This window comes from Stenotrophomonas sp. ESTM1D_MKCIP4_1 (assembly GCF_003086895.1).
Taxonomy (GTDB): domain Bacteria; phylum Pseudomonadota; class Gammaproteobacteria; order Xanthomonadales; family Xanthomonadaceae; genus Stenotrophomonas.
Window position 1 is genome coordinate 3,894,075 of sequence record NZ_CP026004.1, and the last position, 22,726, is coordinate 3,916,800.

General features: G+C 67.8%; 19 protein-coding genes and 2 riboswitches. Of the genes, 9 read left to right on the top strand and 10 right to left on the bottom strand.

The features are described from left to right. Positions 1 to 81 precede the first annotated feature (81 nt). Positions 82 to 288: a hypothetical protein gene (locus C1924_RS17700; protein ID WP_108766476.1), complete on the top strand. Its 207-nt coding sequence runs from the start codon at positions 82 to 84 to the stop codon at positions 286 to 288. A gap of 51 nt (positions 289 to 339) precedes the next feature. On the opposite strand, the gene sppA is transcribed toward C1924_RS17700, so the two are convergent. The 4 genes from sppA to C1924_RS17720 form a co-directional block, all read right to left on the bottom strand. Beyond that, positions 340 to 2,262 carry a signal peptide peptidase SppA gene (gene sppA / locus C1924_RS17705; protein ID WP_108766477.1) on the bottom strand — a complete coding sequence of 641 codons (1,923 nt, stop codon included), beginning with the start codon at positions 2,260 to 2,262 and terminating at the stop codon, positions 340 to 342. A 115-nt stretch (positions 2,263 to 2,377) separates the two neighbouring features. After that, entirely contained in the window at positions 2,378 to 3,742 is a 1,365-nt protein-coding gene (locus C1924_RS17710; RefSeq protein ID WP_108766478.1) for an MATE family efflux transporter, read from the bottom strand. A 253-nt stretch (positions 3,743 to 3,995) separates the two neighbouring features. After that, positions 3,996 to 4,571 carry a DUF3106 domain-containing protein gene (locus tag C1924_RS17715; protein WP_108766479.1) on the bottom strand — a complete coding sequence of 192 codons (576 nt, stop codon included), beginning with the start codon at positions 4,569 to 4,571 and terminating at the stop codon, positions 3,996 to 3,998. Beyond that, on the bottom strand, positions 4,564 to 5,562 hold the full coding sequence (locus C1924_RS17720) for a hypothetical protein (RefSeq protein WP_108766480.1): 999 nt from the start codon (positions 5,560 to 5,562) through the stop codon (positions 4,564 to 4,566). Before C1924_RS17720 ends, C1924_RS17715 begins: the two co-directional genes overlap by 8 nt. A gap of 414 nt (positions 5,563 to 5,976) precedes the next feature. Between C1924_RS17720 and C1924_RS17725 the strand changes: the two genes are divergently transcribed. Beyond that, complete coding sequence (locus C1924_RS17725; protein WP_108766481.1) at positions 5,977 to 8,154, top strand: primosomal protein N'; 2,178 nt, start codon at positions 5,977 to 5,979, stop codon at positions 8,152 to 8,154. A gap of 66 nt (positions 8,155 to 8,220) precedes the next feature. Here the strand turns inward: C1924_RS17725 and C1924_RS17730 are convergent, their stop codons facing one another. Then, positions 8,221 to 8,841 carry a glutathione S-transferase gene (locus C1924_RS17730; RefSeq protein WP_108766482.1) on the bottom strand — a complete coding sequence of 207 codons (621 nt, stop codon included), beginning with the start codon at positions 8,839 to 8,841 and terminating at the stop codon, positions 8,221 to 8,223. A 79-nt stretch (positions 8,842 to 8,920) separates the two neighbouring features. On the opposite strand from C1924_RS17730, the gene C1924_RS20385 reads away from it, so the two are divergent. Then, the gene (locus tag C1924_RS20385; protein WP_133249454.1) at positions 8,921 to 9,112 is read left to right on the top strand and encodes a hypothetical protein; all 192 of its coding nucleotides are present in this window, start codon (positions 8,921 to 8,923) and stop codon (positions 9,110 to 9,112) included. Positions 9,113 to 9,183: 71 nt separating this feature from the next. On the opposite strand, the gene C1924_RS17735 is transcribed toward C1924_RS20385, so the two are convergent. Beyond that, positions 9,184 to 9,960 (bottom strand): NYN domain-containing protein, encoded by a 777-nt coding sequence (locus tag C1924_RS17735; RefSeq protein WP_108767115.1) that lies wholly within the window; start codon positions 9,958 to 9,960, stop codon positions 9,184 to 9,186. A 108-nt stretch (positions 9,961 to 10,068) separates the two neighbouring features. Here C1924_RS17735 and C1924_RS17740 point away from each other — a divergent pair, with 108 nt between their 5' ends. Continuing rightward, positions 10,069 to 11,346: an NAD(P)/FAD-dependent oxidoreductase gene (locus tag C1924_RS17740; protein WP_108766483.1), complete on the top strand. Its 1,278-nt coding sequence runs from the start codon at positions 10,069 to 10,071 to the stop codon at positions 11,344 to 11,346. Between the two features lie 84 nt (positions 11,347 to 11,430). After that, positions 11,431 to 11,751: a DUF2004 domain-containing protein gene (locus tag C1924_RS17745; RefSeq protein ID WP_108766484.1), complete on the top strand. Its 321-nt coding sequence runs from the start codon at positions 11,431 to 11,433 to the stop codon at positions 11,749 to 11,751. A 32-nt stretch (positions 11,752 to 11,783) separates the two neighbouring features. On the opposite strand, the gene C1924_RS17750 is transcribed toward C1924_RS17745, so the two are convergent. Next, positions 11,784 to 12,215, bottom strand: coding sequence for a nuclear transport factor 2 family protein (locus tag C1924_RS17750; protein WP_108766485.1), 432 nt, complete (start codon positions 12,213 to 12,215; stop codon positions 11,784 to 11,786). A 121-nt stretch (positions 12,216 to 12,336) separates the two neighbouring features. Next, a complete protein-coding gene (locus C1924_RS17755; RefSeq protein WP_108766486.1) occupies positions 12,337 to 12,612 on the bottom strand; it encodes a GIY-YIG nuclease family protein in 276 nt (91 codons plus the stop codon). A gap of 40 nt (positions 12,613 to 12,652) precedes the next feature. Beyond that, positions 12,653 to 12,742, top strand: a riboswitch (glycine riboswitch). Between the two features lie 13 nt (positions 12,743 to 12,755). After that, a riboswitch (glycine riboswitch) is annotated at positions 12,756 to 12,861 on the top strand. Positions 12,862 to 12,943: 82 nt separating this feature from the next. Here C1924_RS17755 and C1924_RS17760 point away from each other — a divergent pair. The 4 genes from C1924_RS17760 (at position 12,944) to C1924_RS17775 (ending at position 21,220) form a co-directional block, all read left to right on the top strand. Continuing rightward, positions 12,944 to 13,561 carry a trimeric intracellular cation channel family protein gene (locus tag C1924_RS17760; RefSeq protein ID WP_108766487.1) on the top strand — a complete coding sequence of 206 codons (618 nt, stop codon included), beginning with the start codon at positions 12,944 to 12,946 and terminating at the stop codon, positions 13,559 to 13,561. 287 nt (positions 13,562 to 13,848) lie between these two features. Continuing rightward, complete coding sequence (locus C1924_RS17765) at positions 13,849 to 15,033, top strand: MdtA/MuxA family multidrug efflux RND transporter periplasmic adaptor subunit (RefSeq protein ID WP_108766488.1); 1,185 nt, start codon at positions 13,849 to 13,851, stop codon at positions 15,031 to 15,033. Continuing rightward, on the top strand, positions 15,030 to 18,164 hold the full coding sequence (locus tag C1924_RS17770; protein WP_108766489.1) for a multidrug efflux RND transporter permease subunit: 3,135 nt from the start codon (positions 15,030 to 15,032) through the stop codon (positions 18,162 to 18,164). Before C1924_RS17765 ends, C1924_RS17770 begins: the two co-directional genes overlap by 4 nt. Beyond that, positions 18,161 to 21,220, top strand: a complete 3,060-nt coding sequence (locus tag C1924_RS17775) for an efflux RND transporter permease subunit (protein WP_108766490.1) — start codon at positions 18,161 to 18,163, stop codon at positions 21,218 to 21,220. The genes C1924_RS17770 and C1924_RS17775 overlap by 4 nt, the downstream gene beginning before the upstream one ends. 131 nt (positions 21,221 to 21,351) lie before the next feature. Here C1924_RS17775 and C1924_RS17780 read toward each other — a convergent pair whose 3' ends face one another. After that, a complete protein-coding gene (locus C1924_RS17780) occupies positions 21,352 to 21,888 on the bottom strand; it encodes a type II TA system antitoxin MqsA family protein (RefSeq protein WP_108766491.1) in 537 nt (178 codons plus the stop codon). A gap of 28 nt (positions 21,889 to 21,916) precedes the next feature. Further along, entirely contained in the window at positions 21,917 to 22,351 is a 435-nt protein-coding gene (locus C1924_RS20390; RefSeq protein ID WP_216821557.1) for a hypothetical protein, read from the bottom strand. Between the last annotated feature and the right edge of the window lie 375 nt (positions 22,352 to 22,726).

The window sequence follows — 22,726 nt, forward strand, 5'->3', positions numbered from 1 at the left end:
TCGATGCGGCAAGGATACGCGTCACAGCAGGCCGCTGCCGACAGTGCGACACTGCCGCATCACCTGCCCAGGAGCACCACCATGCGTCTGCTGATCCCTGTCTGCCTGTCGGTCGCACTGCTGGCGGGTTGCCAGAAGCCGGCCCCGCCCAACCCCGAAAAGCCGCCGGAGCCGCAGGCGCTGGCCAAGGCCATCAACCAGCCGCTGGACCGCGCCAAGAGCGTGCAGCAGACCGTAGATGACGGCGCCGAACGCGAGCGGAAGGCCGAGGCAGAAGCAACTCAATGATGGGTGGGGTCAGAGCCCTTTGCGGCGCAAAGGGCTCTGACCCCGGTCTGCTTAGAACCCGCAGAAGCAATACGCCAGTGCTTTCACCGGGGCGCCGTTGCCCTTCTCGCGCGCGGCGTTCTCGACGAAGCGCAGCTGCGTATCGACTTCCGGCATCGTGCGCGCCAGCATCATCCGCGCCATGCCCGAGTCGGACAGCATCCAGGCACCGGCGTGGCTGCCGGCGAACCCAGTGATGAACTGCGCGAACGGGGTAGCGGGCTTCTCGATGTAGCGCACGCGGTACTTCTCTTCATTGCCCAGCTTGGCACGGCTGGCTGCATCGGCCACGGCGTCCTTCATGCCGCCGAAGGCGTCGACCAGGCCGCGTTCCTTGGCCTGCGCACCACTCCAGACGCGGCCACGGGCCACTTCATCGATGGCCTCGACCGGCTTCTTGCGCGCCTCGGCCACGCGACCGGTGAAGTCGGCATAGCCCTTGTTGATCACCGACTGGATGACCTGGCCCACGGCCGGGTCCATCGGACGGGTGACATCAAAGGCACCGGCAAAGCGGGTCGTGCCCACGCCATCGGTGTGCACGCCGAACTTGTCCAGCGCGCGGCTGAAGTTGGGGATCATGCCGAAGATGCCGATCGAACCGGTGATGGTCGACGGATCGGCGTAGATGCGATCGGCGTTCATGCTGATCCAGTAACCACCGGATGCCGCCAGGTCGCCCATCGACACTACCACCGGCTTGCCGGCAGCCTGCAGGGCCACTACTTCACGACGGATCTGCTCGGAGGCGAAGACTTCACCGCCCGGCGAATCCACGCGCAGCACCACCGCCTTGACCTGCTCGTCGTCGCGTGCGGCGCGCAGCAGGGCCGAGGTCGATTCACCACCGATGCGGCCGGCCGGCAGATCGCCACCGCTGATCTCACCCGAAGCCACGACCACGGCCACCTGCGGACGGTTGTCCACCGGGTTGCGGCGCGCGTCGAGCTGGCCCATGTAGGAGGCGAAGTCGATGTTGCGGAAGCCGCCATCGGCATCTTCATCGGCCACGCCGCGCTCGATCATCAGATCCTCGAATTCCTCGCGGGTCTTCAGCGCGGTCACCAGCTTCTGCTGCAGGGCGAACTTGGCCAGATCGCCACCGGCTGCGGCCACGCCCTCGGGCAGGGTATCGATGCCCGCAGCCAGCTGTGCCGGATCCAGGCGGCGCGCCTTGGCGATGTCGCCCAGGTAGCGCTGCCACACATCATTCATCCAGAACAGGTCGGCTTCCTTGGATGCCGGCGAGGCCGCATCCAGCACGTACGGCTCTGCGGCGGACTTGTACTCACCCACCTTGAACAGGTGCACGTCCACGCCCAGCTTGTCCTGCAGACCGGTGCGGAAGTACTGGCGGTAACGGCCCAGGCCTTCCAGCACGACCGACCCCATGGGGTCCAGGTAGACCTCATCCGCCTGCGCGGCCAGCAGGTACTGCGACTGGCCCATGCTCTGGCTGAAAGCGACAATCTGCTTGCCCGAAGCGCGCAGGTCCTGCAGCGCACCGGCCACTTCACGCAGCGAGGCGAAACCGGACGGCTGCAGCTTGTCCAGTTCCAGCACCACGCGTTCGATCTTCTTGTCGGTCTTGGCCGCCTCGATCACCCGCAGCAGATCACGCAGCTGCACTTCCTCGGCACCGTTGTCGCCAACGGCCTTGGCCAGCGCGCGGCTGACCGGGTCGGCACTGAACTGCTCGACCAGCCGGCCTTCCGGCGCGATCACCAGCGTGGTGCGGTCCTGCAGCGACTTGCTGGCGGAGGCACCCATGCCAGCGGCGACGATGAACATCACCAGCAACAGCAGCAACAGGCCGAAGAACACCAGGTTGAGGATCAGCCGGCGGGTGAAATTCATCACGTCCCACAGCCCGATGAAGAAACTGGCGACGGGGTTGCGACGTGCCGGGGGCAGCGGGGGCACGGTTTGGTTCATGGAACGCTCCGGATGGCTTCTTGCCGTGGTAACAGCATAGCCGGTGCCGTGTGAGGCGGCATCGGACACAAGTCAGGGGATCGCCCGTCACGGTCTGTGGTGACGGGCGCGACGATCAGTTCAGGGCCGACTGGCCGATGCGCAGGCTGCTGCGGCGCAGGCGCCACCCCATCAGGATGGCGGCGGCGGTCAGGCCCACGATCAGGCCGATCCACATGCCCTGCGGGCCCATGCCCAGGCCCAACCCGAGCCCGGCGCCAAGCGGCATGCCCAGCCCCCAGTAGGCGAACATGGCGATGAACATCGGTACGCGGGTGTCCTTCAGCCCGCGCAGCGCGCCGGCCGACAGCACCTGGATGCCATCGGGGAACTGGAAGGTGGCCGCGTACAGCAGCAGGGTGGACGCCAGGCCGGCCACGGCCAGGTCATTGGTGTAGACACCGACGATGGCATCGTGGCCGAACAGCAGCACTGCTGCCGACAGCGTCTGCGTGCCCATGATGATCGCGTAGCCGGCCCACGCCGCGCGGCGCACGCCGAAGCCATCACCACGGCCGACCGCATGGCCCACGCGCACGGTAGTGGCCTCGGCCACGCCCATCGGGATCATGAAGCACAGCTGCGCCACGTTGATCGCGATCTGGTGCGCGGCCGCCTCGTTGGCGCCCAGGCGGCCAATCAGCAGCGCGGTGACGATGAACAGACCGCCTTCCATCAGCACGGTGATGCCGATCGGCAGGCCGGTACGCAGCAGGTCCCAGATTGCCGCCGGGCGCGGGCCTTCAAAGTGGGCGAACAGCTGCAGGTGGGCGAAGCGCTTGGTGAACCACAGGTAGGTGGCGAACGCGATGGCCTGCAGCCACATCATCACCGCCGAGGCGATACCCAGGCCTTCCGCCCCCATTTCCGGGAAGCCGAGCTTGCCATTGGCCAGTACGTACCCCATCGGCGCCAGCACCAGCAGTCCACCGAAGCCGAGCAGCATGGTCGGCAGCGTCCAGTGCATGCCCTCGCTGAGGTAGCGCATGCAGAAGTACAGGGTCAGCGCCGGTCCCCCCCAGCGCACCGCGTGCAGGAACGCCGTCGCGCCGGGCACGATGTCCGGGGCGATGCCGAACGCCGGCAGCAGCGGCGGCACCACCGTAAGGAAGGTGAACATGATCAGGCCCAGGCCCAGTGCGAGCCACAGCGCCTGGCGGAACAGCGGGCCGATCTCGCGCTCGCGGCCGGCGCCGTGCAGCTGCGACACCGATGCGGTGAGCGAGATGAGCGTGCCGATGGGGATCAGCATCGGCAGCCACAGCAGGGCCGTGCCGATGGTCACCGCGGCCAGGGTTGCCGTGGCGTGGTGGCCGGCAATGACGTTGTCGACGAAGGAGATGAGACCGGTGGATACGTGACCCAGCACCAGAGGCAGGGCGAGCAGACCGGTCGCGCCGACTTCCTTGCTGAAGCGCGGCGTGGAGGTTGCAGTAGACATGGAGGTACAGAACGCCAACTGCGGTTGCGCGCGAAGGGCACAGGCACCGGGTTGGGGGCGGCCATTTTACGGCCAAACGATGCCACGCCGCATGCCCGGTAGAGTCGACCGTTGGTCGACTGCGCTTCATTCGGCCCGCGCAGGCCCCCCCGCGCTGCGCGCGGTAGTGGACCAACGGTCGACTCTACCCCGTTGAATCCCGGTCGAATCCCCGCCGAAATCCCGACCGGATCCCGGTCGGATCCCCCTGATTTTACTGGCCGGCCTGTCGCTTCAGCCAGGCGTCGCGTTCGGCGGCCGGCACCGCCAGGAAGGCGCTGCGCACGGCGTCGCGTTCCTGCGGTGGGGTGCGCTGGGCAACCAGCGCCAATTGCGTCAACTGCGCGGCGCTGAGTTGGCGCAGCACGGCCAACACTGGTTCGCGCTGCTCCGGCGGCACCAGTCCGAACAGGCCGTGCAGCTTCGGGAACTGCATGCCCAGCTGCGGGCCCAGCCGCCAGCCATCGCGGAAGGACTGGTCCTGGGCCTGGAACTGCTCGCGCAGGCGCTGCTGCTGTGCAGCCGGCAGCGCGGCAAAGCGGGCAGCGGCCTGGCGGATGCGTTCGCGCTCGCCCTCCGGCAACGCCTTCCACGCAGCGTAATCGGCACGACGCTGGCGCTGCTGCTCGGGCCGCAGTTGGGCAAAAGCGTCGGGTGAGCTCGTATCAGCAGCCAGTGCTGGCGTTGTGCCGGGTGCAGCGGGGGGCAGTGGCACCTGCAGCGAAGGGGGCGCGGCGGCCAGCGACAACGGCAGTGCCAGCAGCAGGCTGGTCAGCAGGAACTTATTCATCGGCAGCGGCCGTTTCCAGCGCGGCACCAACCGGCTCGGGGCGGGTCGGCTTGGGTTCGGATTCGTCCACCGGCAGCGGGCCACCTGCGGCGCTCCACGCATAAAGATCGGCATCGGCGGCCAGCGGATAGTCACGGTCGGCCAGCATGGCGGCGTCCTCGGCCGCGTGGCCATCGGCGCCGGCCATCGGCTGCACATCGGTGGCCGGCAGGGCTTCGACAGTGACCGGACCGGCCTCGGCGACCACGCCTTCCGGCAGCGGCGCATCGCTGGCCGGCGCACGGGTCTGCCAGTAGCGCCAGCCCAGGGCGGCGGCCAGCAGCACCGCGACCGTCGCCAGCAGGATGACCGGGCCACGCCAGCGCGGTGCGCCACCGGCAGCACGGCGGCGCTTGGGCGCACTGCGCTCCTCGCGGGCCGGCGCGCGCCAGCTGGTCGTAGGGGCCTGGTTGTTGGTCGCCGGCGCCGAGGGCTGCTGCAGCTGCTGCAGGCGCTTGGCGGGCAGATCGCGGATACGCAGCTGCACCTGCTCGGCCAGACCGCGCCATGCGGCGGCGTCGGGCTGGCCGTGGGCGTCACGCGGGCACGCGGCGGCCAGCAGCTGCTGGTAGCCGTCCTCCTCGATGTCCAGCACGCGGGTGGCAATGCTTTCATCCAGGCTGCCGCCGACCCGCAGCAGCAGGGCCAGACGCGGCAACGGCGGCATCTCGCCCAGGGCAGCCAGCGGCAGCGGCCATTGCCCCGCGGCCGGCTCGCGCAGCGCCTGGCGCTGGCCCAGCAGGGTCCAGAAACGGGTGGGCCACTGCGCCATCGGCAGATCACTGGCCACGGCGGAAAAAGCACGCATCACCGCAACCAGGGTCTGCTCGGCACGGGCGGGGTCACCGCACTGCAGTTCGGCAACCACCAGTGCGCGGCGCTCGACACCACGCAGGAACGCCGACAGCGCGCCGGCCGCGGTCGAGGAAACAGGGGCGGGCACAGCCGTCATCGGTTACTCCAAAGGTCTGCCGGCATGATAGCGGCAGCCCATCGGCGGCCGGCAGGACTTGCACCCGCGGCTACTTCGTGCTGCAGGTTGTGCACAGCATCAATCGTGCCGGGCAACGAACCGGGCTGAGCCAGCGCATTCACCCTGTTTCAGCAATGTTTCACACTCAAATCATTGATTTCAATGATGTTTTAAGTATGGCTATTTTTTGACCAACCCGAGTGTAAAGCTGTCGCCATCGGCCTCATGCGGTTCCGCTGACCGGTAACACACAACGTTATCCACAGAAGATGTGGATAAGACTGAATCTCTAATAGCCACCTGTATTTAGGTGACATTTATGATTCCGCGGCCACTGCGGGCGCCGTCCTCCGCTCTGCCATCGGCTCCCGCCCGGCCCGTTACACTGCGCCGATGCTCGACCCCATCCCGACCCTGCAGGTCGCCCTGCCCGTCCCGCTGCCGCGCCTGTTCGACTACCTGCCCCCGGAAGGCCCCGGCCCGGCCGTGCCGGTCGGCTGCCGGCTGAAGGTGCCGTTCGGCAACCGCGAGCTGGTGGGGATGGTGGCCGGCCATGGCCAGGTGGACGACGGCCAAGGCCTGCGGCAGGCGCTGGCCTGGTGCGACCCGCAGCCGCTGCTGCAGGGTGAGCTGTGGCAGAGCCTGCAATGGCTGGCCCGTTACACCCACTCCCCGCTGGGCGAGGTGGTGAACACGGCCCTGCCCGGCCCGCTGCGCCACGGCGAAGCCCTGCCCGACACCCATCACTGGGGCTGGCAGTTGACCGCCGCCGGCCAGGCCCAGCGCGAAAAGCTGCGCGCCGGTAGCCGTCCCCGGCAACTGGCCGAATTGCTGGGCGAGGCCGTGGTTGATGAGGATGTGCTGGGCGCGCGCATGGACGATTGGCGCACGGCCGCACGCAGCCTGGCCAAGCGCGAACTGGCCGAGCGCGTGGTTCTGAGCGTGGCGCCCCAGCATGCACAGCCCCTGCCCGGCCCCACCCTCAATGCCGAACAGGCCGAAGCCGTGGCCGCGATCAGCGCCGCCGACGGGTTCCATGCGTTCCTGCTGGATGGCGTGACCGGCAGCGGCAAGACCGAGGTCTACCTGCAGGCCATCATCCACTGCCTGGCGCAGGGAAAGCAGGCGCTGGTGCTGGTGCCGGAAATCGGCCTGACCCCGCAGACCCTGGCGCGCTTCCGGGGCCGCCTGGGCATCGCGGTACACGCCCTGCACTCGGGGTTGAGCGACAACGAACGCGCGCGCGTCTGGGCGGCCGCTTCGCGCGGGGAGGCGCGGGTGATCGTAGGGACCCGCTCAGCGGTGTTCACCCCGCTGCCACACGCCGGCCTGCTGATCGTCGATGAGGAACACGACGGCAGTTACAAGCAGCAGGATGGCATCCGCTACCACGCCCGTGATTTCGCCCTGGTGCGGGCCAAGGCACTGGGCATTCCCGTGCTGCTGGGCAGCGCCACGCCTTCGCTGGAAACCCTGCACAACGCCTACGCAGGCCGCTACACCCATCTGCGCCTGAAGCAGCGCGCAGGTGATGCGCGGCCGCCACGCGTGCGCATCCTGGATGTCCGCAAGCGGCCGCTGCACGATGGCCTCAGCGACGACGTGCTGGCCGGCATCGGCGAGCATCTGCGGCGCGGGCAGCAGGTGCTGGTCTTCAAGAACCGCCGCGGCTACGCACCGGTACTGCTGTGCCACGACTGCGGCTGGACCGCGCCCTGCCAGCGCTGCGATGCGCCGATGACCGTGCACGGCGGTGGCCGCCGCCTGCAGTGCCACCACTGCGGCGCGCGCCAGCCGGCGCCGCTGGCCTGCCCCGCCTGTGCCAGCCTCGCGTTGCAGCCGCAGGGCATCGGCACCGAACGCCTGGAAGAACACCTGGTCAGCGCCTTCGCCGATTACCCGGTGGTGCGCATCGACCGCGGCACCACCGCGCGCCGCGATGCGCTGGAACAGCAGCTGGCGAAGCTGGGCGACCAGCCCGGCATCCTGGTCGGCACGCAGATCCTGGCCAAGGGCCACGACCTGCCCAAGCTGACCCTGGTGGTGGTGGTGGGCATCGACGAGGGCCTGTTCTCGGCCGATTTCCGTGCCAGCGAAAAACTGGCGCAGCAGTTGATCCAGGTGGCTGGGCGTGCCGGCCGCGCGCGTGATCCCGGCGAAGTGTGGCTGCAGACCCACCACCCCGGTCATCCACTGCTGGAAACCCTGGTGAACGGTGGCTACCACCCGTTCGCGCAGGCTGAACTGAACCAGCGCCAGGCCGCCGGCTTTCCTCCGTTCGCGCATCTTGCGCTGATGCGTGCGGAAGCCCAGCAGGTGGAACATGCCAACGCCTTCCTGCTGGCGGCGCGTCAGTTGCTGGGGGAGCAGAACGTCGTGGAGGCCTATGGGCCGATGCCGGCGCCGATGCCACGCCGCGCCGGCTACCAGCGCACGCAGCTGCTGCTGTCGGCGCTGCAGCGGCCACCGCTGCACGGCGTGCTGGCCCAACTGGTGCCGCAGCTGTACGCGCTGCCGGAGGCACGCAAGGTGCGCTGGTCGCTGGATGTGGATCCGACGGATCTGTATTGAGGATCGGCGCTGGGGTCAGAGCCCACCCTTCAGGTGGGATCCGACCCCGACCCCGGTCGCCCCCGCTTACGTCAGCGGCGACATCACGCCGCGCTGGTACGCCGGGCGCTCGCGCAGGCGGGCGTACCAGTCGGCCAGGTGCGGCAGGTCCGGGCGCTGGATCGGCAGTTCGTACCAGGCGTAGATCAACGAGCCCAGCGGAATGTCGCCCATCGCGAATGTCTCGCCCGACAGCCACGGCTGCCTGGCCAGGGTTGCATCGGCCATCGCCAGGTAATCACCGGCACGCACGATGGCGGCGTTGATGCGTGCTTCATCGCGGTCGGCCGGGGCGGTGCGCATGATTCCCCAGATCAGTTCGGAGTACAGCGATGCCATCCGCGAGGTGCTCCAGTCCATCCACTTCTCGGCCTGCGCACGCTCCATCGCATCTTCGGCGTACAGCGTGCCCAGCGAATAGCGCGCGCTCAGGTAGCGCACGATGGTGTTCGATTCCCACAGCGGCAGGCCGTGGTCTTCGATCACCGGCACCAGGCTGTTGGGATTCATCGCCACGTACTCGGGTGACTGCGTGCCGCCATGGCTGCCGCCCACTTCGATGCATTCGTACGGCAACCCGATTTCTTCGGCGCACCACAGCACCTTGCGGACGTTGCTGGAATTACGGCGGCCCCAGATCTTCAACATTGCGGATTCCCTTGCCTGCAGCGGTGCGCCACGGTGGCGCGGAGCCGCTACGATACGCCCATCCACAGGGAGAGACGACGTGACTGCATGGGATGCTTTGAACTACGTTCTGCTGGCAGCGGGGCTGGTGATGCTGGTGCTGGGCTACCGCCGTTCCAGCCGCAACCAGCTGCTGTGTGCGGGGCTGTTGCTGCTGGCCTTCAATGGCGTCGAGGATTTCGCCGCCGGGTTTGCCGACGGCCATGCGGGTTCCGATGCGCGGGTGATCTGAGTCGCGGCGTCGATGTGCCGGCCAGCGGCCGGCACTACCGGTCTCTCTGATGTGCCGGCCAGCGGCCGGCGCTACCGGTTCTTTTTCGGCAGCGCGCGCACGTAGGACGATTTGCCGTCCTTCTTCAGCTCGAACAGGCCGATGGCTGCCAGCAGATCGCTGAGTTTTCCATACCCGTAGTTGCGTGGATCGAACGAGGCCTGGTTGCCGATCTGGCTGCCGACCGGGCCCAGGTGCGACCAGCCGTCTTCGCCCTCGGCCGCCGATACCGCACGGCGCAGCATCTTCACCAAGCGCGTGTCGTTGCGCAGTTCCGCGCTGTTCTTGCGCGGGCGCACTTCATCGCTGCCCACCTGCCCGGCAGGCACCTGTTCGGCCCCGGCCTCGACATCGGGAACACTGGCATGGGTCTGGCCCAGCGCTTCAAGGTAGGTGAACTTGGAACAGGCATTGACGAACGGCTCCGGCGTTTTCTTTTCACCGAAGCCATAGACCTTCACGCCATCGGTCAGCAGGCGCATCACCATCGGGGTGAAGTCGGCATCGCTGGACACGATGGCAAAGCCATCGAGGTTGCGCGCGTACAGCAGGTCCATCGCATCGATGACCATGGCCATGTCCGACGCATTCTTGCCCTTGCTGTAGGCGAACTGCTGGATCGGGCGGATGGCGTACTCGTGCAGCACCGCTTCCCAGCCTTTCAGCCGCGGGCTCTTCCAGTTGCCATAGGCACGGCGCACGTTGGCCACGCCATAGCGGGCGACCTCGGCCAGGACTTCGTCGATCTTCGATGCCGGCGCATTGTCGGCGTCGATCAGCAGGGCGATGCGCTTTTCCGGTTCAGACATGATTTCCTCGGTGGGCTGCAGGCTGAGCGGAGTATCACCCATGGCCACTGCCCGCCATGTGACGTGCGATGATGCAGGGCGACATCCATCCCCCTCTGGAGTACGTCGATGAGCCGCGAACCAGTCCCCCACCTGGTCATCATCGGCGGCGGTTTTGCGGGCCTCTGGGCCACCCGGGCCCTGGCCCGCGAGAAGATCAGGATCACCCTGCTCGACCGCCGCAACCACCACCTGTTCCAACCCCTGCTGTACCAGGTCGCCACCGCCGGCTTGTCCGCCCCCGATATCGCCGCCCCGCTGCGCCATATCCTCGGCCACCAGCGCAACGTGGAAGTGCGCCTGGGCGAGGTCGTCGCCATCGACAAGGCCACCCGCCAGGTTCAGCTGGCCGATGGCAGCACCCTGGGCTACGACAGCCTGCTGCTGGCGACCGGCGCCACCCATGCCTATTTCGGCAACGACCAGTGGGCGGCCGATGCGCCGGGCCTGAAGACCCTGGACGATGCCATCGCCCTGCGCCGCAAGCTGCTGCTGGCCTTCGAGCGCGCCGAGGCCGAACCGGACCCGGCGAAGAAGGCCGCCTGGCTGAGCTTTGCCGTGGTCGGCGGCGGCCCGACCGGCGTCGAACTGGCCGGCACCCTGGCCGAGATCGCCCGCCACACCCTGCGCAACGAGTTCCGCCACATCGACCCGGCCAGCGCCACGGTGCGCCTGGTCGAGGCGGGCCCGCGCGTGCTGTCCTCCTTCCCCGAAGTGCTTTCGCTGAAGGCGCGCCGGCAGCTGGAAAAGCTGGGCGTGGAAGTGCTGACCGGCACCCCGGTGAGCGACATCGACAGCCAGGGCTTCAAGCTGGGCGAGCAGTTCGTGCCCGCACGCACCGTGGTCTGGGCCGCTGGCGTGGCCGCCTCGCCGCTGGCGCGCACGCTGGACGTACCGCTGGACCGCGCCGGCCGCGTGCTGGTGCAGCCCGACCTGACCCTGCCCGACCATCCCGAATTGTTCGTGGCCGGCGATCTGGCCGCCGTGAACCAAGCCAACGGCAAGCCGGTGCCCGGCGTGGCGCCTGCCGCCAAGCAGATGGGCAAGTACGTGGCCGATGTGATCCGTGCGCGCCTGCATGGCAAGCCGACGCCGGGGCCGTTCAAGTACGCCGATTACGGCAACCTGGCCACCATCGGCCGCATGGCCGCCATCGTGCACCTGGGCAAGCTGCAGCTGTCGGGCATCCTGGCCTGGTGGTTCTGGCTGGCCGCGCACGTGTTCTTCCTGATCGGTTTCCGCAACCGCATCGTGGTGCTGTTGAACTGGGCGGTGGCGTACTGGAGCTACCAGCGCAGCGCGCGCATCATCTTCGGCGATGATCAGGAAGACCGACGGCCGAGGTAATGGCCTGCACGACCCTGGGGTCGGATCCCTTTCCGCAGGAAAGGGCTCTGACCCCGCCTCTCAACCACTACGCAAAGGAATGCCATGACCACCCCTGACGCCCAGCAGAAGCGCGCCCGCACCGCCCTTGAACAGTTGCTGGGCACCGAAGAAGGCGAGGACAGCGTCGACCTGTTCATCCAGCATCATCTGGACGAGATCGAAGCCGGGTACTGGAACGCGCAACTGGGCACGGCCACGCCGGCGGCCAGCGCGGTGCTGGGCCTGCTGCAGCCGCGCGCGCCCTGGGGAGACGATGGATCGGTGCACGTCGATTTCGAGCTGCCGGGCGACGTCTCGCAGTATGTGCTGAGTGTCGAGTTCGATGAGGACGGCGAGGTGCTTGGCGTTTCGATGGAGAGCTGAGCGCGGCGAGGCCATCCACGCGTGGCGTGGATCTACTCCGCCTTCGGTTTCGGATACCACAGCGCATTGACGATGACCCAGCGCTGGTCGAAACGACCCATGTGGAAGTAGTCGACGAACCACGGGGTTTCCAGCCGCACCGAGGCCGCGTTGCCGGTGACATCCAGCACCGTGCAGCGGCGGTCCCATTGCTCCTTCGGAGTCTTCAACGCGCCCTGCTTGGTCAGAGCCACCAGTTCTTCCTTGGACATGCGGCGCAGGCCCAGTCGCTCATCCGGCGTATCGCCCAGCACCGCGCGCTTGGCCACGTCCGGGTGCAGGGACCGGGCCACGCGCTGCGGGTCGGCCTCCAACTGGCCGTCCACGTAGTCGTGGCAGGTGGCTTCGATGGCCGCGAGGGTGGCCGGGTCGGCGGCCGGGCTCGTCGCACCGGCAACAGCAAACAGCAGGGCAAGCGTGGGCATTCCGGGTCTCCAGCGCTGGGCGTCTGGCGATGATGGCATGGGTGCGGCACCCATCCACACATGGCGTGGATCTACTGCATCAGGCGCATTTCATCGGCGCCCATCCACGCATGGCGTGGATCTACGGGACGGCCTGGGCCGGGGCCTGCAGCCAGGCCAGCTTGCGTTCACGCGGCTGCTGCTTGAGCTGCCATTCGGCACGTGAGGCAGCGGCGCGGTCCGGGTATTCGCGCACGGCGAGGATGCGCAGCGGCGGCCGGGCCCGTGTGTAGCGGGCGCCCTTGCCGGCCTGGTGGGCGGCGAAACGGGCCGCCACGTCGGTGCTGATGCCGGCGTAATAGCTGCCATCCCGGCACTCAAGCAGATACAGGAACCAGGGCACGGGCGGACGGGTCATGGGGAGATTATGGCGTGCTGCACTGCAGCGGATATACTGGCGGCCGAATGCAGGAGAGAGGCGCCACGCTGGCGCCCGCCGAAGGCGCAGGCTCCCATGATCGCTCAGGCCGGTGGGCTGGAATCCCACCAACCATGCATTCGACTCGCCGAGCTGGAGAGAGGTCACCGGGCACGCCCGGCACGATCCGCCGAAGGGGCACGCGGTTCATCCCGCTGAACTCTCAGGCAAAAGGACAGCGGGAGCGGCACCGGTCATCGTCATCCCGTCATTGCGCAGGCAGTGGCGGTATACGCGCATGGCCGGCCCCACCGCGCCCGGAGCCTTTCCCATGCTGCTGTCCATCATCTACCTCGTCGCCATTTCCGCCGAAGCCATGACTGGCGCCCTGTCCGCAGGCCGCCGTCGCATGGATCTGTTCGGCGTGGTCATGATCGCCTGCGTCACCGCCCTCGGTGGCGGTTCGCTGCGCGACATCCTGCTGGGCCACTACCCGCTGGGCTGGGTGAAGCACCCCGAGTATCTGGGCTTCACCGTGTGCGCGGCGCTGATCGCCACCTGGGTGGCGCGCTGGATGCATCACTTCCGCCGCACCTTCCTGGTGCTGGATGGCCTGGGGCTCATTGCCTTCACCCTGATCGGCTGCTCGATTGCACGCGAGGCCGGCCATGCGATGCCCATCGTGCTGATTGCCGGCATGCTGACCGGTGCCTTCGGCGGCGTGCTGCGCGACATCCTCTGCAACGAAGTGCCCCTGATCTTCCAGAAGGAGCTGTACGCGATCATCTCGCTGCTGACCGGCGCGGTGTACCTGCTGCTGCTGCGCTGGGGCGTGGCCGATGCCACCGCCATCCTGTGCTGCCTGGGCGGCGGCTTCGCGGTGCGCCTGCTGGCGATCCACTACCGCTGGGAAATGCCCAAGTTCGTGTACCACGACGAAGTGCATTGACCGTTTGACGGTAGTGCCGGCCGCTGGCCGGCAACGCTGCACACGCCCACAAATTCCAGCAGGTTGCCGGCCAGCGGCCGGCACTACCGGTGATAGGACATGACCAAGGTCATGCGGCATTCGCCGGTCTGATTGGCTACCATTGACGCCCCGTCGCACGCGCGACGGCATCCAGCCACGCTGCGCTCGCGGCCCCGCCAGACAACTCCCCTCCCCCGCTGCCCGCTGCGCATGAAGCGTGACCGGGCGTACATGTCCCTGCGTGCCCGCAGGGCGCAGGATGCCCCATGTCCGCTGTTGAGCCGTCCCGTAGCACCCCGTCGCGTTCCCACCGCAGGTGGGCGATTCCCGCCGCCATCATCGTGATCGGCCTGGTGGCCTGGTGGGCGTGGCCGCGCGCCGATGCGGACGTGGCCGAAGGGCCGGGCAAGACCGTACCGGTGCGCGTGGCCCGCGCCAGCGCCGAACCGCTGCAGCTGCGCCTGAAGGCCGTCGGCACCGTCACCCCGCTGCACAGCGTGGTGGTGCGCAGCCGCGTGGATGGTGAACTGCTGCGCCTGCATTTCCAGGAAGGCCAACAGGTCAAGGCCGGTGATCTGCTCGCGCAGATCGACCCGCGCCCCTATGAAGTGAAGCTGGCGCAGGCACAGGGCACCCAGCAGCAGAACCTGGCCGAACTGGAAAACGCCGAACGCCAGCTGCAGCGCTACCGCGAACTGCAGAAGCAGAACTACGTGTCCGGGCAGGAACTGAGCGACCAGCAGAGCAAAGTCCGCCAGCTGCAGGGCCGACGCATCAGCGATCAGGCTTCGGTGGACGAAGCGCGCCTGCAACTGCAGTACACCCGCATCACCGCACCGGTCAGCGGTCGCGTCGGCCTGCGCCGGCTCGATGTCGGCAACCTGGTGCACGCCAGCGACACCGACGGCCTGGTGACCCTGGCGCAGACTGCTCCGATCAGCGTGCTGTTCACCGTGCCCGAACCGGAACTGCCGGCCCTGCTCGACGCCGTGCAGGCGCAGGCCGGCCTGCCGGTGGAAGCCTGGGACCGCAGCGAAAGCAAGGCACTGGCGCAGGGCACGCTGTCCAGCGTCGACAACCGCATCGACACCGCCACCGGCACGCTGAAGCTGCGCGCGCAGTTCGACAACGCGGGCCTGGCCCTGTTCCCCAACCAGTTCGTCAACGTGCGCCTGCAGCTGGGCGAACACCCGGCACTGCTGATTCCCGATGCCGCCGTGCAGTTCGGCAGCCAGGGCAACTACGTGCACATCGTCGACAAGGACAACAAGGCACAGCGCCGCACCGTGGTGCTGGGCCCGGCCGATGAGGGCCGCGTGGCCGTGCGTTCGGGCCTGCAGGCTGGCGACCAGGTGGTGATCGAAGGCATCGACGGGCTGGAAGACGGCACCGCGGTGGAGATCATCGCCGAACCCGCTGCTGCAGCGAAGGCGGCCAAGGCCGGCGCATGAACCTGTCGCGTCCGTTCATCCTGCGCCCGGTAGCCACCACGCTGCTGATGGTGGCGCTGCTGCTGTCCGGCGTGCTGGCTTACCGCCTGCTGCCCGTGGCGGCGCTGCCGCAGGTCGATTACCCGATCATCCAGATCACCACGCTGTACCCCGGCGCCAGTCCGGAACTGACCACGCGCACGATCACCGCGCCGCTGGAACGCCAGCTCGGGCAGATTCCCGGCCTGAAGCAGTTGTCGTCCACCAGTTCCGGCGGTGCCTCGGTCATCACCCTGCAGTTCGGCCTGGATGTGGCGCTGGGCGTGGCCGAGCAGGATGTGCAGGCCGCCATCAACGCAGCCGGCAGCTTCCTGCCGGATGATCTGCCAGTGCCGCCGGTGTACCGCAAGGTCAACCCGGCCGACACGCCCATCCTTACCCTCGCGGTGACCTCGCAGGCGCTGGCCCTGCCACAGGTGCACGATCTGGTGGACACGCGCATCGCGCAGCGCCTTTCGCAGCTGCCGGGCGTCGGCCTGGTCAGCCTGGCCGGTGGCCAGCGCCCCGCCGTCCGCATCCAGGTGAACCCGGCTGCACTGGCCGCCAACGGCCTGGGCATGGACCACATCCGCACCGCCATCGCTGCGGCCAACGTCAACCTGCCCAAGGGCAGTTTCGATGGCCCGATCCGCGCGGTGATGCTCGATGCCAACGACCAGATGCGCAGCGTGGATGAGTACCGCGCCCTGGTGCTGGCCTGGCGCGACGGTGCCCCGTTGCGGCTGGGCGATGTGGCCACCATCACCGATGGCGCCGAGAACCGCCAGCTGGCCGCCTGGAGCGGCACCACGCCGGCGGTACTGGTAAACATCCAGCGCCAGCCCGGTGCGAACGTGATTGCCGTGGTTGAACAGGTACGCACGCTGCTGCCGCAGCTGCAGGCCACGCTGCCGGCGGGCGTGCAGATGGCCGTGCTGAGTGACCGCACCGAATCGATCCGCGCCTCCGTGCGCGGCGTGCAGAAGGAACTGGTGCTGGCCATCGGCCTGGTGGTGCTGGTCACCTGGGTGTTCCTGCGCAACCTGCCGGCCACTCTCATTCCCAGCGTGGCGGTGCCGCTCTCGCTCATCGGCACCTTCGCGGTGATGCTGCTGGCCGGCTATTCGCTCAACAACCTCACGCTGATGGCACTGACCATCGCCACCGGCTTCGTGGTGGACGATGCCATCGTGATGCTGGAAAACATCGCCCGCCATCTGGAAGACGGTGAAAGCCCGCGCGAGGCGGCGCTGAAGGGTGCGACCGAGATCGGCTTCACCCTGGTCTCGCTGACCGTCTCGCTGATCGCGGTGCTGATCCCGCTGTTGTTCATGGCCGATCTGGTGGGCGCGCTGTTCCACGAGTTCGCGGTGACGCTGGCGGTAGCGATCGGCATTTCGCTGCTGGTGTCGCTGATGTTGACGCCGATGCTGTGTGCGCGCTTCCTGAAGCCGCATGCGAAGGGGTCAGAGCCCCAAGGGGATCTGCCCCCGGCCCAGGGGTCGGATCCCGCCAGGGCTCCGACCCCAAAACAGGATGTCTTCGACCGCATCATCGCCGTCTACGACCGCCAGCTGCAGTGGGTGCTGCAGCGCCAGCCGTTGATGCTGCTGGCCACCGTCGCCACGCTGGCGCTCACCGTGGCGTTGTACTTCGCCGTGCCCAAGGGCTTCTTCCCGGTGCAGGATGCCGGCCTGGTGCAAGGCATCAGCGAAGCACCGCAGGCGATTTCCTTCCAGGCCATGCGCGAGCGCCAGCAGGCGCTGGCAGCGGCCATCGAAGCCGACCCGGCGGTGGCCAGCGTGTCCTCGTACATCGGTGTGGACGGCAACAATGCCACGCTCAACACCGGCCGCCTGCTGATCGAACTGAAGCCGCATGGCGACCGCGAAGGCGCCGCCGTAGTGATGGAACGGCTGCAGCACCGCGTGTCGAAAATTCCCGGCATCACCCTGTACCTGCAGCCGGTGCAGGAACTGGGCATCGAAGACCGCATCAGCCGCAACCAGTACCAGTTCACCCTGACCACGCCCGAACAGCAGACGCTGGAAACCTGGACGCCGAAGCTGCTGCACGCCCTGCGCCAGCAGCCGGCGCTGCGCGATGTAGCCAGCGACCTGCAGATGCAGGGCCGGCAGGCGCGGGTGAACATCGACCGCGATGCCGCCGCGCGCCTGAACGTGAGCGTGGAAGCGGTGGCCGATGCGCTGTACGACGCCTACGGGCAGCGGCAGATCTCCACCATCTTCACCCAGGCCAGCCAGTACCGCGTGGTGCTGGAAGCCGATCCCTCGGGCCAGCCCGGGCCCGACGCCATCAGTGGCCTGCGCGTGCGCAACAGCGATGGGCAGACCGTACCGCTGGGCGCGGTAGCGCGGGTGGAACTGGGGCCGGCGGCACTGCTGCGCAACCATGTGGGCCAGTTCCCAGCGGCCACGCTGTCGTTCAACCTGGCACGGGGTGCCTCACTGGGCGAAGCCACCGCCGCCGTGGAAGCGGCGCGCACGCAGATCGCCCTGCCCGACAGCATCGAACTGCGCCTGCAGGGTGCGGCCGCAGCGTTCAGCAGTTCGCTGTCGTCCACGCTGTGGCTGATCCTGGCCGCCGTGGTGGTGATGTACATCGTGCTGGGCGTGCTCTATGAAAGCTTCGTGCACCCGATCACCATCCTCTCCACCCTGCCCTCGGCCACGGTGGGCGCGCTGGCCGCGCTGTGGGTGAGCGGGCGCAGCCTGGATCTGATCGCCGTGATCGGCATCGTGCTGCTGATCGGCCTGGTGAAGAAGAACGCGATCATGATGATCGACTTCGCGCTGGACGCGCAGCGCACGCGTGGCATGGCCCCGCGCGAGGCGATCCACCAGGCGGCGCTGCTGCGCTTCCGGCCGATCCTGATGACCACGCTGGCCGCGCTGTTCGGCGCGGTGCCGCTGATGCTGGCCAGTGGTTCCGGTGCGGAACTGCGGCAACCGCTGGGCTGGGTGATGGTCGGCGGCCTGCTGGTCAGCCAGGTGCTGACCCTGTTCACCACCCCGGTGATCTACCTGGCCTTCGACCGCCTGCAGCGGCGGCGCACGGCCGCCCCCGCCATGCCCGGCGAGGCCCGCGCATGAGCCCCATCGCACGCCTGGCCCAGGCCTGCGTGCAGCGACCGGTGGCGACGATCCTGCTGGCGGTGGCGCTGGTGCTGGCCGGGCTGCTGGCGCTGCGCATGCTGCCGGTGGCGCCGCTGCCGCAGGTGGATTACCCGGCCATCGAAGTGAGCGCCAGCCTGCCCGGCGCCTCGCCCGAGTCGATGGCCGCCACCGTGGCCACACCGCTGGAACGCGCCCTGGGCAGCCTGCCCGGCATCTCGCGCATCGATTCGGCCAGCACCCAGGGCCAGACCTCGGTGGAGCTGAAGTTCGTGCTCGGCCGCGATATCGACGAAGCCGCGCGCGAAGTGCAGGCGGCCATCAACCTGGCACGCGGGCAGTTGCCCAGCGGCATGCCGGGCATGCCGCAGTACCGCAAGGTGAATCCCTCGCAGGCACCGATCCTGGCACTGGCGCTGACCTCGGACACGCTGCCACCGGGCCAGCTGTACGACCTGGCGTCCACCGTACTGGCGCAGAAGCTCTCGCAGGTGCCGGGCGTGGGCGAAGTGCAGGTGGGCGGCAGCGCCCTGCCGGCGGTGCGCGTATCGCTGGACCCGAACGCCCTCAACCACGCCGGGCTGGCATTGGAAGACGTGGCCCAGGCCATCGGCCGCGCCAACGCGGTGCGACCGCTGGGTGCGGTGGGCGATGACCGCCAGCACTGGCAGCTGGAAGCACCGCTGCAGCTGCGCCAGGCCGCGCAGTACCGCGAACTGGCGTTGAAGGTCAGCGACGACCGCACCCTGCGCCTGGGCGATGTGGCCGCCGTGGCCGATGGCGTGGAAGACCGCTACGCCAGCGGCTTCCACAACGAACGCCCGGCGGTGCTGCTGATCGTCAGCCGCCAGCCCGGTGCGAACATCATCGCCACCGTCGATGCCATCCAGGCGCAGTTGCCGCAGCTGCACGCGCTGCTGCCGCCCAGCGTGGACATGCGGCTGGTGATGGACCGCTCGCCGGTCATCCGCGCCACCCTGCACGAAGCCGAGCTGACCCTGGTGCTGGCCATCGCCCTGGTGGTGCTGGTAGTGCTGGCGTTCCTTGGCCACTGGCGCGCCGCGCTGGTGCCCAGCGTGGCCATCCCGGTGGTGCTGTTCGGCACGCTGGCGCTGGTGGCGTTGATGGGCTTCTCGCTCAACACGCTTTCGCTGATGGCCCTGATCGTCGCCGCGGTGCTGGTGGTGGACGATGCCATCGTGGTGCTGGAAAACATCGCCCGCCACCGCGAACTGGGCGCCGACCGCTGGCAGGCCGCCGTGCGCGGTGCGGCCGAAGTGGGCGCCACCCTGCTGTCGATGAATGTGGCACTGGCGGTGGTGTTCGTCTCCATCCTGTTCCTGGATGATTTCGTCGAGCGCCTGTTCCGCGAATTCTCGCTGACCCTGGTGGCAGCGATGAGCGTGTCGGTGGTGGTTGCCCTCAGCCTGGTGCCGATGCTGTGCGCGCGCCTGTTCGTGGATGACGCGCAGCAGGCGTCGCGCTGGCAGCGCGGCAGCAATGCACTGTTCGAGCGCGTGCGCGCCGCCTATCTGCGCACCCTGCAGGCAAGCCTGCGTCGGCTGCGCTGGCCGCTGCTGGCGTTCGTGGCAGTCATCGCCCTCAACGCGTGGCTGTTCCAGCAGGTACCCAAGGGCGTGGTGCCCAAGCAGGACACCGCACAGCTGCGGGGCTTCGCGCGCGGCGACGATGGGCTTTCGTTCCAGGCCATGCAGCCGAAGATCGATGCCTACCGCACGCTGCTGCTGTCCGACCCGGCCATCGAAGACATCATCGGATATATCGGCGGCAGCAACGGCGTCAACAACGCCTTCATCATGATCAAGATGAAGCCGCTGGCCGAGCGCAAGGTGTCCAGCCAGGAAGTGATCGACCGCCTGCGCGCACGCCTGCCGAAGCTGCCCGGCGGCAATCTCTACCTGTGGGTCGACCAGGACATCCGCCTGGAAGGTGGCGGCAGCAGCGGCCAGTACGAATTCCAGCTGCTGTCGGCGGACATGGCGCCGTTGCGCGAGTGGGCGCCCAAGGTTGCCGCCGCGCTGCGCACCCTGCCCGAGCTGGTGGATGTGGAAGCGCAGGGCGAGGCCGGCATGCGCCAGGTCGTGCTGGACATCGACCGCGAAGCCGCCGCGCGCCATGGCGTCAACCTGCGCACCGTGGCCAACGTGCTCAACAACTCCTTCAGCCAGCGCCAGGTCGCCACCCTGTACGACAGCCTCAACCAGTACCGCGTGGTGATGGAACTGGACCCTAAGCATACCCAGGACCCGGGCACGCTGGCGCGACTGCAGGTAGTGGATGGCAATGGCCAGCGCATTCCGCTGTCCACCATCGCCAGCTGGCGTTATGGCATGGCACCGGACCGCATCTACCACAGCGAACAGTTCGCCTCGATCTGGATCGAGTTCGCGCTGGCACCGGGCGTCGGCCTGGAACAGGCCACACAGGCCATCAACGCGGCGATGGCCAAGCTGATGTTGCCGCGCACGGTGCAGGCCAAGCTGTCGGGCGAGGCCGGTGGCCTGGACCAGCTGCGTTCTCGCCAGCTGTGGCTGGTGCTGGGTGCCACCCTGGCGGTCTATCTGGTGCTGGGCATCCTGTACGAAAGTTTCCTGCAGCCGCTGGTGATCCTGTCCACCCTGCCCTCGGCCGGCATCGGCGCGCTGCTGGCGCTGTGGGCGTTCGGCAACGAACTGAACCTGATCGCGTTGCTGGGGTTGTTCCTGCTGGTGGGCGTGGTGATGAAGAACACCATCCTGCTGGTGGATTTTGCCCTGGCAGGGGAGCGGCGGGGCCTGAGTGCGCAGGAGGCGGTGATGGATGCGGCACGGCTTCGCCTGCGGCCGATCCTGATGACCTCGCTGGCGGCACTGCTGGGCACCCTGCCGTTGATGCTGGCCAACGGCGAAGGCTGGGAACTGAGGCAGCCGCTGGGCATCGCGATTGTCGGCGGGTTGCTGGTGAGCCAGTGGCTGACGCTGTACACGACGCCGGCGATGTATCTGGCGCTGGCGAGGATGCGCGCGAAGCGGTGAATGCGGGCGGTTCATCCACGCATGGCGTGGATCTACTGCATCGGGTGGGACCTTGTAGAGTCGAGCTTGCTCGACTGCCCTTTGCGGTGGATCAACAGCCGTCGAGCAAGCTCGACACTGCAGAAGGCGGATCAGCGCGCGGAGCGGATTGCATTACCTGACGTGCCGGGCATGGCACGACGGCTTCGTGCCACACGCCGAGCAGGCGTGGTTGCAGATTCCCGCGGCGGGTCCAGCAGCGGCACCGTCGTGCCAGTACGTTCGGCCAGCCAGCGCACCACATCCGGCTTTTCCATCGCCAACGCCAGCAGCATCGTCGTAGCATCGTCGGGATAGGTCGTCTCGTTCTCGTAGCGGGAGAACGCAATGGCACCTTTTCCGAAGAGCGTTGCCGCTGCACGCTGGGTCAGGCCATAGCGACGCCGAAATGCGAGCACGTCCTCACCCAGCAAGAGGCCGCCGTAATGTTCGCGCCGGGCCGCCAGACGCCTGAGGTTCTCGATCTGCTGTGCTTCGCTGGTTGCCGTAGCGCCACATGCAGGGCACTCCATCACCAACAGGTCGACAACAACTTCATTGCCACGCGGGCTGAAGTGTCGTTCGCGTGTGGATGCCAGCAACCGTGCGTTCTGGCAGGCCGGACACATCCGGGGCTTGGCGTTGTTCATGGCGTGCTCCGATCAATCACGTGGCGATCTACAGATGGCAGCTGAGAAAGACGAGTCGCAACGTCCCGTCCTGGCCAACTGAGAATTTCAGGTAGTAGTTGATGTCCGAACGGCTGTTCCTGCACTTGCGCACATCGTCGTAGCGAACCGCATACGCGTCACACGGGTGCCAATGGCCCAACTGGTCCCTGCACCACTCCGATCCCTTGTAGTCCACCGCCTGCAGGCACAGCAGACAGTCCAACAGATCACCCAGTGTCCAGCGCAGGTTCTCCAGATCCCGCTGTGCCTTGTACGTGGCCACCCAGATGTCGTCAGGCTGAAGGCTTCCCGCCCGCGCGCAGTCCTGCAAAGCACACAGATCAATCAGGGGCCGCCCGCAGACATTGATTGTCCGCCGCCATCGCCGGGATTCCTGAGGCCACGGCAACTGGGCAGGATTTATCCGCCACAGCGCCAGCATCAATTTATCACCGTGATAAGTTTCGTCAAGTCCATGACCGATCTTCCGCTCCTGCCGCCGTGGGTTGGCGGCTCCCGCACGGACAACCGTGGGGCGTAGACGGAAGAAGCGGAATGGTCGTTTGCGGCAGACCGCGCTGGACACACACAGGGCCCTTCTGCTGCCCGCAGATTCCTCAGTGGAATCAGTGAAATGCGGCCCCCATGAAGGCCTGCCAGACGCAGGATCATCGTGAGCCGGGGGCGCGCTGTCGGCGCTGATGTGGCCGCCGACGGGTCGTAGCCGTCATTGGCGGGCAATCATCCACGCATGGCGTGGATCTACAGTTCACTCCACCCCGGCGATGTACCTGGCGCTGTCGCACTTACGTAGCGC